The following is a 12,264-nucleotide window of genomic DNA, read 5'->3' as shown; positions in this document are numbered from 1 at the left end:
GGCGCGGACCGGCCCCTGACATTGCCGGCTGATCGTCGATGCGACCGGCCGCTACAGCCTGCGGATCTTCAAGAGCGAGCGCACCCGGCTTCGCCTCGGGCGACAAGAAGCGTGGCGCGCCGCAGGAATATGCCGACGCCGCCCCGGGCTCCTCGACCCACTACGGCGTGATCACCCTCGACGAAGCCGCCCACCAGCTGGTGTTCAAGATCGAGGGCGCGTCGTTCAAGAACTGGGAGGGCACGACCCAGCGCCGGACCTACGAGCTCGAGGGCGACGCCCTAGGCTCGCGCGTCCCGGCCGCGCCAGATGGCAACGTGCCGATCTCGGAGTGGAAGCGGGAGCGGTAGGCAGCGTCCGAAACTGGGTGGAACGGGCGGCTCCAGGGATGGGGGGAGGAGCACGCCCGTTCCGTTCGCGACCATCGGGGTGGGGGATGATGGCCAGCGAACTTCCCCGGATGGGCCTCCGGGGAAGGGCTGTAGAGCCTGTCCATTTCGGATCCGCGATCCGAAATGGATAAACAGGCTCGTTTCAAAGAACAGGAGCGTGGCGAGCCACGCTCCGACTTACGAGGCGGCCGGAGCGCCGCCGCCGAGGGTCTTGTAGAGAGTGACCAGGTTGGTGGCCCGGGCTAGGCGCGCGGTGATCAGGCCCTGCTGGGCCGAGTACAGCGTGCGCTGGCTGTCCAGCAGCGTCAGGGCGCTGTCGAGGCCGGCGTCACGGCGCTGCTGCGACAGGCGCTGGCTGTCGGTGGCCGCCACCACGAGGCGCTCCTGGGCGGTCAGGCGGTCGGTGACCGTCTGGCGCACGGACAGGGCGTCGGAGACCTCGCGGAACGCCGTCTGCACCGACTTCTCGTAGGTCGCCACGGCGATGTCGCGGTTGGCCTTCGAGACGCTCAGATTGGCCACATTGGCTCCGCCGGCGAAGATCGGCAGGGTGATCGAGGGCGTGAAGCTCCAGGCCTTGGTGCCGCCCTTGAACAGCCCGTCCAGGTCGCCGCTGGCCGAGCCGTACGAGCCGGTCAGGGCGATGCGCGGGAAGAAGGCCGCGCGGGCCGCGCCGATATTGGCGTTGGCGCCCTGCAGCTGATGCTCGGCCGCCAGCACGTCGGGACGACGCGCCAGCACGTCCGACGGCACGCCCGCCGGCAGGTCGGCCAGGATCTGCGCCGAGGCCAAGTCCGCCGAGGGAAGCAGCGTGTCGGGCACATTGCCGCCGGTCAGCAGGGTCAAGGCGTTGAGGTCCTGGGCGACCTGGGCGGTGTAGACCGCCACGTCGCTGCGGGCCGTTTCGGCCTGGACCTGGGCGTTGCGCAGGGTCGCCAGCGAGCCGACGCCGCCATCGACCTGCTGCTGGGTCAGGCGCAGCGTGTCCTCGCGGGTGCCAAGCGTGCTCCGGGCCAGGGTCAGGCGTTCCTGGTCGGCGGCCAGGGTCAGCCAGGCGTTGGCCGTCTCGGCGATCAGGCTGACGCGCACCGAGCGGGCGGTCTCCCGCTGGGCCAGGAAGGCCTGCAGGGCCTGGGCGTTCAGGCTGCGGACGCGGCCGAACAGGTCCAGCTCATAGGCCGTGAATCCGATCGTGGCGGTATAAGCCTCGATCTCCATCGCCGTGCCGATCTGCGAGGTCGCCGCCGGGGTGTGGCTGCGTTGCTCGCTGAGCGTGCCGTTGATGCCCGGGAACAGGGCCGAGCGCTGGACGCCGTACTGGCCGCGGGCCTTCTCGATGTTCAGCACCGCCACGCGCAGGTCGCGGTTCTGCTTGAGGGCCAGGTCGACCACGCCTTGCAGGCGCGGATCGACCAGCACCTGGCGCCAGTCGAGGTCGGCGGCCGAGACGGAAGCCGCGGGCTCGGCGCTCGGCGTGGACCAGGCCTGGGCCACCGGCAGGGTCGGACGCTTGTAGTCCGGGGCCATGGTGCAGGCGCTGACCGCCGTGGAGGCCAGCAGGATCAGGGTGAGGTTACGCGGCATGATCAGTGGGCCTCCGTCGACGGAGCTTCGCCGGTGGCGGCGACGGCTTCGTCATGGCCCCGTTCTTGTGGGCCCTTGTGCTTGGGTTTGAAGATCCGCTCGACCAGCACGAAGAACAGCGGGACGAAGAAGATCGCCAGGATGGTGGCCGACAGCATGCCGCCGATCACGCCGGTGCCGATCGCGTGCTGGCTGCCCGAGCCCGCGCCGTTGGAGATGGCCAGGGGCAGCACGCCGAACACGAAGGCCAGCGAGGTCATGATGATCGGCCGCAGGCGGATGCGGACGGCCTCGACCGTCGCCTCCACCAGGCCCATGCCCTTCTCGTACAGGTCCTTGGCGAACTCGACGATCAGGATGGCGTTCTTGGACGCCAGGCCCATGGTCGTCAGCAGGCCGACCTGGAAGTAGATGTCGTTGCTGAGGCCGCGCAGGGTGGTTGCCAGCAGGGCGCCGACGATGCCCAGCGGGATGACCATGATCACCGACAGCGGGATCGACCAGCTCTCGTAGAGGGCCGCCAGCAGCAGGAACACCACCAGGATCGAGATGCCGTACAGGGCGGGCGCCTGGTTGCCAGACTCCAGTTCCTGGGCCGACAGCCCGGTCCACTCGTAGCCGATGCCCGGGGGCAGCTGGGCGGCGATCTTTTCCATGGCCTTGATCGCGTCGCCCGAGCTCTTGCCCGGGGCCGGCGAGCCCTGGATGTTCAGCGACGACAGGCCGTTGTAGCGCTCCAGGCGCGGCGAGCCGTAGATCCAGTGCGTGGTGGCGAACGACGAGAACGGCGCCATCGTGCCGCTGCTGGTGCGGACGTACCAGTTGTTCAGGTCTTCCGGACGCATGCGGTAGGGCGCGTCGGCCTGGACATAGACCTTTTTGACCCGGCCGCGATCGATGAAGTCGTTGACGTAGGCGCCGCCCCACGCGGCGCTGAGCGCGGCGTTGATGTCGGCGGTGGTCAGGCCCATCGCCCCGGCCTTGGCTTGGTCGATGTCGATCTTCAGCTGCGGAGTGTCGTCCTGGCCGTTGGGGCGAACCCCGGCCAGGGTCGGATCCTGGGCGGCCATGCCCAGCACCTGGTTGCGCGCGGCGACCAGGGCCTCGTGGCCGACGCCGCCGATGTCCTGAAGCTGGAAGTCGAAGCCCGACGAAGTGCCCAGTTCCGGCACGGCCGGCGGCACGATCGCGAAGACCATGGCGTCACGGATCTGCATGAACTTGCCCATGGCGCGGCCGGCGATGGCCGGGGCCTTGAGATTGGCGGCCTTGCGCTCTTCGAAGTCCTTCAGGCGGATGAAGGCCAGGCCCGCGTTCTGGCCGGCGCCGGCGAAGCTGAAGCCGGCGACGGTGAAGACGGCCTGAACCGACTCCTTCTCGTCGACCAGGAAGTGGCTGCGCACGGTGTCGAGCACGGCCTGAGTGCGTTCTTCCGGCGCGCCGGGCGGCAGCTGGACGATGGTGAACATCGTCCCCTGGTCTTCCTCGGGCAGGAAGGCGCTGGGCAGGCGGATGAACAGGAAGCCCATGACCAGGATGACCACGCCATAGGCGACCATCCAGCGACCGCTCTTGCCGAGCAGGTTGCGGACCGTGCCTTGATAGCGGCCGCTAACGTCGTCGAAGCTGCGGTTGAACCAGCCGAAGAAGCCGGTCTTGTGCTCCTTGTGGCCCTTCTCGACGGGCTTGAGCAGGGTGGCGCACAGGGCCGGGGTCAGGATCAGGGCGACCAGCACCGACAGGCCCATGGCCGAGACGATGGTGATCGAGAACTGACGGTAGATCACGCCTTGCGAGCCGCCGAAGAACGCCATGGGCACGAACACCGCCGACAGCACCAGGGCGATACCGATCAGCGCGCCGGTGATCTCGTTCATCGACTTGCGGGTGGCCTCGACGGGGCTGAGGCCCTCTTCTTCCATCACGCGCTCGACGTTCTCGACCACGACGATGGCGTCGTCGACCAGCAGGCCGATGGCCAGCACCAGGCCGAACATGGTCAGGGTGTTGATCGAGTAGCCGAACAGCGACAGCACCCCGAAGGTGCCCAGCAGCACCACCGGCACGGCGATGGTCGGGATCAGGGTGGCGCGCCAGTTCTGCAGGAACAGGAACATGACGATGAAGACCAGCACGATGGCTTCGAGCAGGGTCTTGACCACTTCCTCGATCGACAGCTTCACGAACGGCGTCGAGTCGTAGGGGATCACATAGCGGAAGTTGGCCGGGAAGTTCTTCTCCAGCTGGGCCATCCGCGACTTGATGGCGTCGGCGGTGTTCAGCGCGTTCGCGCCCGGGGCCAGGCGGATGGCCAGGCCGGCGGCGGGCTTGCCGTTGTACTTGGCGCCGAAGCCGTAGCTTTCCGCGCCCAGCTCGACCCGCGCGACGTCACGCAGGTGAACGGTGGCGCCGCCGGGGCTGTTCTTGACGATAATGTCCTCGAACTGGGCCGGAGTGGTCAGGCGCGACTGGGCCGTGATCGTGGCGTTCAAGGCGGTGCCGGGCAGGTTGGGCACGCCGCCCAGCTGGCCGGCCGAGACCTGGGCATTCTGAGCCTTGATCGCGGCGATGACGTCGGCGGGGGTCAGGTTGTAGCTGGTCAGCTGGTTGGGGTTCAGCCAGATACGCATGGCGTATTGCGCGCCGAACAGCTGGACCTCGCCCACGCCGTCGACACGGCTCAGGGGGTCTTGCAGGTTGCTGGCGATATAGTCGGCCAGGTCGGTGTTGGTGGTCTTCGGGTCATCGGAATACATGCCGACGATCAGCAGGAAGTTCCGCGCCGACTTGGCGACGGTCAGGCCCTGCTGCTGCACTTCCTGCGGCAGGAGCGCGGTGGCCGTCTGCAGCTTGTTCTGGACCTGCACCTGGGCGATGTCGATGTTGGTGCCGGCCTTGAAGCTCAGGGTCGTGGTGGCCGCGCCCGAGCTGTCGCTGGTCGACGACATGTAATCCAGGCCGTCCAGGCCCTTCATCTTCTGCTCGATGACCTGGGTGACGCTGTCCTCGACGGTCTTGGCCGAGGCGCCGGGATAGATGGCGCTGACCGAGACCTGGGGCAGGGCGATGTCGGGATACTGGGCGATCGGCAGCGTGCGGATGGCCAAGGCCCCCGCCAGCATGATCACGATCGCGACGACCCACGCGAAGATAGGCCGGTCGATGAAAAAGCGGGAAAGCATGACGGGCCGGCCTTAGCGTTGAGCTTGAGCGGTGATGGGGACGGCCTTGACCGGCGCGCCGGGGCGGACCTTCTGCAGGCCTTCGACGATGACCTTGTCGCCGACGTTCAGGCCGCTGGTGATCAGCCACTTGTCGCCGACCGTCTGAGAGGCGGTGACCGGACGCGGCGAGACCGCGCCCTTGGCGTCGACGATCTGGACGATGGCGTTGCCCTTCGGATCGCGGCTGACGGCGGCCTGCGGGATCAGGATGCCGCCGTTGGCCACGCCCTTGTCGAGCACGGCGCGGACGTACATGCCCGGCAGCAGCACGCCGTTGGGGTTGTCGAAGATGGCGCGCAGCACCACCGAGCCCGTGGTCGGATCGACGGTCACGTCCGAGAACTCAAGGCGACCGGCGACGGGATAGGTCGAGCCGTCTTCCAGCTTCAGGGTCACCCGGGCCGAGCCCGAACGGCCCAGCTTGCCGCTGTTGAACTGAGCTTGCAGCTTCAGCAGCTCGGCCGAGGTCTGGGTCAGGTCGACATAGACTTTCGACAGGTCCTGCACCGTCGCCAGCGGCGTGGCCTGGCTGGCGGTGACCAGGGCGCCCGGCGTCACGGCGCTCTTGCCGATGCGGCCCGAGATCGGCGCCGCGACCTTGGTGTAGTTCAGGTTGATGCGGGCGGTGTCCAGCGCGGCCTTCTGAACGGCCACGGCGGCGGCCGTCTGGGCGGCGGCGGCCTGGGCGTCGTCATTGTCCTGCTTGGAGACCGCGCCGCTCTCGACCAGGGTCTTGTAGCGGTCGGCCTTCAGCTTGGCGGCGGTCGCGGTCGCCTGGGCCTGGGCGAGGGCGGCGGCGGCGCTGTTGACGCTGGCCTGATAGGTCGCCGGGTCGATCTGGTACAGTGACTGGCCGGCGCGGACGAACGAACCTTCCTGGAACAGGCGCGACTTGATCACGCCGCCCACCTGCGGGCGCACTTCCGAGACCAGATAGGCCGAGGTGCGGCCGGACAACTCACTGGTTAGGCCGACTTGCTGGCTCTGGGCGACGACGTAGCCGACCTCGGTCGGGCCGCCAGCGCCCATGCCGCCGGCGCCGCCTTTCTGGCCACAGGCCGCGAGGGTGAGGGCGATGGCGGCGAGCCCCACGGTCGCGACCGTGGCGGAGCGTTGGAAGTGCATATTTGACCCCGGATGCGATGGCTGCGTGAGCTATTGCTCTTGACGAAGCCGGCATGATGAACAATCTGAGAATGAACGTTCATTCTCAAGCGGGCTGGACATAGGAGCGGTACTGTCGCAAGTCAACCTCCCCAGCAAAAGCTTCGGCTGACCTAACGGAAATGTAATGCCGACCGGAATTTTCAATGGTTGACGAGACACAATCGGGTCGTCCTTCGCCGGAATCGCGTCGTCAGCAGATTCTGGACGCGGCTTGCGAGCGCGTGAGGCAGTCGGGCTTCCATGGCGCCAGCATGGCGGACATCGCCAAGGCCGCCGGTCTCAGCGTCGGGCAGATCTACCGATATTTCGAGAACAAGGAAGCGATCATCGCCGCCATCGTGGCCCAGGACCTGGCCGAGATGCGCGACAAGTTCGCCGAGATGGAGAGCCGCCCGGGCACCCTGGGCGACGCCATCGACGAGCACCTGCCCGAAGGCGTCGACAAGTGTTTCGACCAGCGCCGCGCGGCCCTGGCCCTTGAGGTCGTGGCCGAGGCGGCCCGCAATCCCAAGGTCGCCGCCATCGTCCGCGAGGCCGACCAGCAGGAACGCGCACTGGCCAGGACCATGATGGAGCGCGACCGCAAGCCCGAATGGAGCGAGGACGAGTTCCAGGCCCGATGCGAGGTCATCGGCCTGATCTTCGACGGCCTGCTGATGCGCGCGGTCAACCACCCCGACCTCAACCGCGAGGCCCTGACGGCGGTCCTGCGCTCGACCATCCGGCACCTGCTGAGCTAGGGGTTGTGGCGGAAATTCGCCAATGAATTCATAGCTTAAGCATGAATTTTCGCGACGTCCGGTCGCATGGCGGAGGCGCGTTAACCAATCCATATCTGCCGGCCATTGGTTCAACGGCGGAAAGTCTCCCATGACCGCATCGATCGCGAAGACGTCCGCCGCCCTGCGCTGCGCCCTGGGCCTGGCGGTTGTCTTCGCGCCGATGGTGGTGGCGGCCATGGAGCGCCCGGTCTCGCGCCAGCCGACCCAGCTGCCGATCGTCAAGCTGCTGGCCAGCATCGCCCCGGCCAAGGCCAAGCCCGTCATGCAGCTGGTCTGGAAAGGCGCCGACATCGACGGCGACGGGGCCAGCGACTTCGCCAATCCCACCGGCGCGGCCCCGCGCGGCCACGACGACTTCGGCGACGGCGAGTTTGGCGCCCGCCGCGACGGCGGAACCCGCGCCCACGAGGGCGTCGACTACATCGCCCAGGCCGGCCAGGCCGTCCACGCCCCGATGTCGGGCTACGTCACCAAGATCGGCTACGCCTATGCCGGCGACACCGAGCTGAAGTTCGTCGAGATCACCAATCCGGCGCTGGGCTACGCCGCCCGCGCCTTCTACGTGAGCCCGGGTGTTGAGCTGGGCCAAACGGTCCGCCTGGGCGACACGATCGGCAAGGTCGAGAGCCTGCAGGACCATTACCCCGGCATCACCGACCACGTGCACCTGGAGATCCTGGCCCCCGGCGGGGATCGGGTGAACGCGGCGGGGCTGATCGCGCCGACGATGGTGGCGGTGGCGGAGGCCGAGGCTTCAGGGGACTAGTCCTCAAAAGTCGGCAGTCATCGAGTTGCGGTCCTAATGTGAGGCTCGCTATTGTCGAGTCATTCAGCGGCTCGTCAGAGCCGCCAAGGGGGGCGGATGGCCGACAATATCACGAGCGTGACGGCGCTAAGTGGCGAGACGTCCGCGACCACGATCTACATCCCGGGTGCCCAGACCGTTATCTATTCGATTACCGGCGGCGCGGATCAGGCGCTGTTCACCCTTGGTCGCGACGGCAACCAGTTGCCAAGCGCCACCCGGCTATCGTTCAGCCAGCGACCTGACTTTGCTCATCCGGCGGATGTCGGGGGAGACAACATCTATGAGGTGGAGGTGACGGCCACCTACGGCGCAATCACTCAGACGACGCTCTATAAGATCGCGGTTGTTGCGGACGATTACCGTGGCGATACGTCCGCGGCCGCGGTGATCCCGACGGATGGAACTCTGGTTTCGGGCCGTATCAATGCGTTGAACGATCGGGACTGGTTCCGTCTGGTTTCGGATGGGTCTCCGCATCTGCTCGTCATGCATGGCGTGGGCGGCTACGAAATCTACAACGCGGACGGCTCCAGCAGAGAGTCGATGAGCAGCAGCCAGTCCATGGTCCTGCAGTTTCTCAGCCTGCCGGTCGGGACATACTTTTTCAGCGTCGGCGGCGCCTCGTACAACGCGATTGCGACGGGCGACTACACGGTTTCCCTGTCGCCTTCCGCGCCGGGCATGACTTTCGGGTCTGATGGAGATGACACTCGGACCGGAACCACGCTCGCCGACTTCCTATCGGGCAACGGTGGGAATGACATCCTAAATGGCATGGGCGGGAACGACGTCCTGGATGGCGGCAATGGCGATGACGTTTTGAGCGGAGGCGACGGCTCCGACCTGCTGATCGGCCGGAGCGGAAATAACAAGCTCGACGGCGGGAGCGGCTACGACGTGGCGGTCTTCGCTGGTCGGCAGTCCAACTATGTGGTGACGGCGACTAAGCAGGGATGGGAGGTGCGCGGGTACGATAGCGTGGACGTTCTGACGAACATTGAAGCGCTTGAATTCTCGGACAAGCTCGCCGCGCCCATAGCCCAGTTCATCCAAATCCCTACCACCCTCTCCACGCAAATCACGAGCATTCTTAGGGGAAGCGCTACGTCCGATGACAATGCGACGCTTGCCGCGCGCCTGGCTGGCGGGTTGGCCTTAGGCGACTTGACGGCCCAAGGTGCGCTTCAGGAGATCGTAAAAGCTGCCGGCGCGAGCACGAGCGTAGCAACACTAGCCTATGAGTTCTTCACGGGGAAAATTCCTGGCCAAGCTGGGATCGACTATCTTGTCTCGCCGACTGGACCGAATGCTAACAATCTCAACGGCACCTATTATCAGTCCTTCAACTTGGAGAACCGCTACATCAACTTTGCGGTCAATCTAGGCAAGGTGGGCGAAGGTGCCGCCAAGTTCACAACGGACTACGGGTCCCTGTCGCTATTCGATGCGACCCGGAAAGCCTACCTCGCGATCTTCGGTGGCACACCGACGGACGCGAAGGTTCATGCCCTAATCGACAGTCGAGTGGGCTATTTCGCAAGCTATGGCGGCGACGGTACGAGCGGGATTGGGACCAAGGCCGCTATGGTCGGTTGGCTGCTCGCCGAAGCGGTTAAAGCCGATGTCGGCGTAATGGCCAGAGCAAACGACGCTTGGCTGGCAGACCTAGCCGATGGCGCCGCGCCGTTCGCGATCGACATCCTCGACCCCGCCAAGGGGTACTACAAGGCGGACTTCATCTTCGGCGGCTAGCGCGCTGGACGTCACGGGAGCAGCTGCCGGCCCAGCTCCGGCACGACCTCCGCCAGCGCCTTCGCCACAATGGCCGAGAAGTAGTCCGCGCCCTCGGCGCCCACGTGGGTGTAGTCGAACACCGGCTTGAAGCTGCCCATGGCCGAGGGCGGCGAGGGCGGAGCCGCTGGCGGACGCGGCGGGACGACGGCGCCGGGGATGGCGGGTTCATAGAAGGCCGCGCCGGTGGTGGTGCCGGACTTGGCGGCCACCGCGACATCGGCCGGCGGCGGGGCTTCGCCGAGCTTCAACGCCTCGCCCGGGCCCATCGCCTGGACGGCGTCCTTGGACAGCTTGTGCAGGTCGACGAGCGGCGTCCTGGCCTCGGCGGCGACCTTGCGGATCGCGTCGGCCCAGGGGGCCAGGTCGTCATGGACCTGGCCGTCCTTGAACTGGCGACGGATCAGTGGGGTGAGCAGCACCGGCGTCGCGCCGGCCGCGCGGGCCTCGTCGACGAAGCGCCTGATGTTGGCCGGAAACTCGGTCGCCAGGTCCGTCGAGCGCTCGGGCCGGCCCGGCTGGTCGTTGTGGGCCAGCTGGATCAGGACGTAGGTCTTGGTAAAGCCCCCAGACGTCATCTCCTTCAGGGCCAGGGCCCACGAGCCCTCCTCGCGATAGGTCCGGGTGGAGCGCCCGCCGCGTCCCAGGTTCACGCAGGCGACGTTCGAGTTGACGTGCCGGGCGCAGAAGCTGCCGCCCCAGCCGCTGTTCACGGCCGTGGTGGAATCGCCCACGAGGACGATCTTCGGGGCCTTGAACATGGGTTCGGCGGCCTGGGCCTGAGCCCCGAACGGCGCCGCGATCAGCGCCGCCGCGAGGAAGGCGCCGCGCATCAGTCCAGCGCCCGATACTTGAAGTTCTTGAACCGCGCGGAGCCCTTGCCGGCCGCGTACAGGCCCGGCTTCAGCATCAGGAAGCCGCCGCGCACATTGTGGTGGTAGCCGCTGACTTCCATGCCGCGGTCGAAGCGCTTCCAGGTCTGGCCGCCGTCACCGCTGGTGTGGAAGCTGACGATGTGGCGGGTGTTGATCAGCTTCATCAACATCTTCGACCCGTGCGGGTTGGCGGGACGCCCGCGCTCGATGCCGTACTGGTGGGTGACGAAGTTCTTGGCGTCGAAGCCCAGGCCGCAATAGAGCTGGCGGTCGTAGAACAGGATCAGGCCGGCGCGGGTGTCGGGATCGATGTCGATCTCGCACTCGATCTCATAGGCTTGGTCGCCGTTGACGAAGATCAGCGGCGCGCCGCTGGACGGGGCCTCGCCGGCGCCCTTCAGGGTCATGACGCCATTGGCGCGGGTCAGGCGCTGGTGCTCGCCCGGCTTGGGGTCGAAGAAGTTCCACTGCACGCCGTACTTGTCGGTGGAGAAGTCGTCCGACAGCGCCATGCCGTGCGGGCCGGCCTTGCCGCCCTTGGGCTTGGGGATGGGTTGGGACAGGTCGCCGCCGCCCACGTCGAACCAGCCATCGTCGGTCCAGGTGACCGGGGCCAGCAGGGTCTGGCGGCCCAGGGTGTAATAGCCGTTCTCGTAGCCATGGTAGACGGTCCACCAGTCGCCCGGCGTCGGCCCCTCGACCAGCGTGGCGTGGCCGCGCGACCACCACTTCTCGCTGTTGTCGACGGTGCGCACGATCGGGTTGCGCGGATGGTCCTCCCAAGGGCCGGCCAGCGATTTGGCGCGGGCCACGATGACCATGTGGCCGGTCGGCGGTCCCGCCGTGCCGCCCACGGCGGTGATCATGTAGAAGTACTCGCCGCGCTTCATGACCTTGGGGCCTTCGGGCGAGAAGCCCTCGACGTCCCAGGTGTCCGGGTAGCGCCACGGATCATAGACGTGCTCGGGCTTGCCGACCGTCGACAGGCCGTCGGGCGCCAGCTTGATGCGGTCGCCGCCCGACAGGAACAGCCAGCGGTCGCCCTTCTCGTCGACGATGTGGCCGGGGTCGATGTAGCGGGGCAGCTTCAGGTCTACCGGCTCTGACCACGGGCCTTCGATCTTATCGGCCCAGATCACGTAGCTGGTGTTGTTGTTGGGCATCTTGGCCGGCAGGTAGATGTAGTAGCGGCCCTTGTGCTTGCAGATCTCGGGCGCCCAGATCGAGCCGACATTGGTCTTCAGCGTGGTGGTGACCGGCGTCCAGTTCACCAGGTCCTTGGAGCGCCAGATCAGCAGGCCCGGATAGGCGTCGAACGACGAGTGGGTCATGTAGTAGTCGTCGCCGTCCTTCAGGATCGACGGGTCGGGATGGTCGCCGGCCAGGATCGGGTTCAGGAACGTGCCGTCGCCCAAGTCGGCCTTGCGCTGGCCTTCGACGCCCTTGACCCAGGTCGGGCCGGTGGTCGCCTTGGCGGGCAAGAGGCCCATCTGCCTGGCCTCTACCGTGGCGGGCAGGGCGGCCAGGCCGGCGCCGGTCAGCAGCGAGCCCAGCGCGCCGCGACGATTGATATCGACCATGGGGTGTTCCTCCCGACGAGTACTTTGGTTGCGGTCACTTAGCGGCAAGCCGGTGACGCTG

9 protein-coding genes are annotated in these 12,264 nt (G+C 66.9%); 4 read left to right on the top strand and 5 right to left on the bottom strand.

Annotation, left to right across the window (positions count from 1 at the left end; all coding sequences use genetic code 11):
- Positions 1-38: 38 nt before the first annotated feature.
- Complete coding sequence (locus tag ACW173_RS02725) at positions 39-350, top strand: lipocalin-like domain-containing protein (protein ID WP_492083362.1); 312 nt, start codon at positions 39-41, stop codon at positions 348-350.
- Between the two features lie 219 nt (positions 351-569).
- On the opposite strand, the gene ACW173_RS02720 is transcribed toward ACW173_RS02725, so the two are convergent.
- From ACW173_RS02720 to ACW173_RS02710, 3 genes are read right to left on the bottom strand one after another with little or no spacing between them, the layout of a single operon-like run.
- A complete protein-coding gene (locus ACW173_RS02720) occupies positions 570-1,976 on the bottom strand; it encodes an efflux transporter outer membrane subunit (protein ID WP_492083361.1) in 1,407 nt (468 codons plus the stop codon).
- A 2-nt stretch (positions 1,977-1,978) separates the two neighbouring features.
- Positions 1,979-5,158: an efflux RND transporter permease subunit gene (locus ACW173_RS02715; protein ID WP_492083360.1), complete on the bottom strand. Its 3,180-nt coding sequence runs from the start codon at positions 5,156-5,158 to the stop codon at positions 1,979-1,981.
- Positions 5,159-5,170: 12 nt separating this feature from the next.
- The gene (locus tag ACW173_RS02710) at positions 5,171-6,325 is read right to left on the bottom strand and encodes an efflux RND transporter periplasmic adaptor subunit (RefSeq protein ID WP_492083359.1); all 1,155 of its coding nucleotides are present in this window, start codon (positions 6,323-6,325) and stop codon (positions 5,171-5,173) included.
- A gap of 185 nt (positions 6,326-6,510) precedes the next feature.
- On the opposite strand from ACW173_RS02710, the gene ACW173_RS02705 reads away from it, so the two are divergent.
- The 3 genes from ACW173_RS02705 to ACW173_RS02695 all read left to right on the top strand — a co-directional run bounded on the left by ACW173_RS02705 (position 6,511) and on the right by ACW173_RS02695 (position 9,709).
- On the top strand, positions 6,511-7,107 hold the full coding sequence (locus tag ACW173_RS02705) for a TetR/AcrR family transcriptional regulator (RefSeq protein WP_492083358.1): 597 nt from the start codon (positions 6,511-6,513) through the stop codon (positions 7,105-7,107).
- A gap of 130 nt (positions 7,108-7,237) precedes the next feature.
- Positions 7,238-7,915 (top strand): M23 family metallopeptidase, encoded by a 678-nt coding sequence (locus ACW173_RS02700; RefSeq protein ID WP_492083357.1) that lies wholly within the window; start codon positions 7,238-7,240, stop codon positions 7,913-7,915.
- Positions 7,916-8,011: 96 nt separating this feature from the next.
- Complete coding sequence (locus ACW173_RS02695) at positions 8,012-9,709, top strand: hypothetical protein (RefSeq protein WP_492083356.1); 1,698 nt, start codon at positions 8,012-8,014, stop codon at positions 9,707-9,709.
- A gap of 11 nt (positions 9,710-9,720) precedes the next feature.
- Here ACW173_RS02695 and ACW173_RS02690 read toward each other — a convergent pair whose 3' ends face one another.
- On the bottom strand, positions 9,721-10,581 hold the full coding sequence (locus tag ACW173_RS02690; RefSeq protein WP_492083355.1) for a rhamnogalacturonan acetylesterase: 861 nt from the start codon (positions 10,579-10,581) through the stop codon (positions 9,721-9,723).
- Entirely contained in the window at positions 10,581-12,203 is a 1,623-nt protein-coding gene (locus tag ACW173_RS02685; RefSeq protein ID WP_492083354.1) for a family 43 glycosylhydrolase, read from the bottom strand. The genes ACW173_RS02690 and ACW173_RS02685 overlap by 1 nt, the downstream gene beginning before the upstream one ends.
- Between the last annotated feature and the right edge of the window lie 61 nt (positions 12,204-12,264).

The organism is Caulobacter sp. ALps2, from assembly GCF_058681635.1.
Note: the sequence above shows the minus strand (reverse complement) of the source record. Positions and strands in the feature narration are given on the sequence as shown.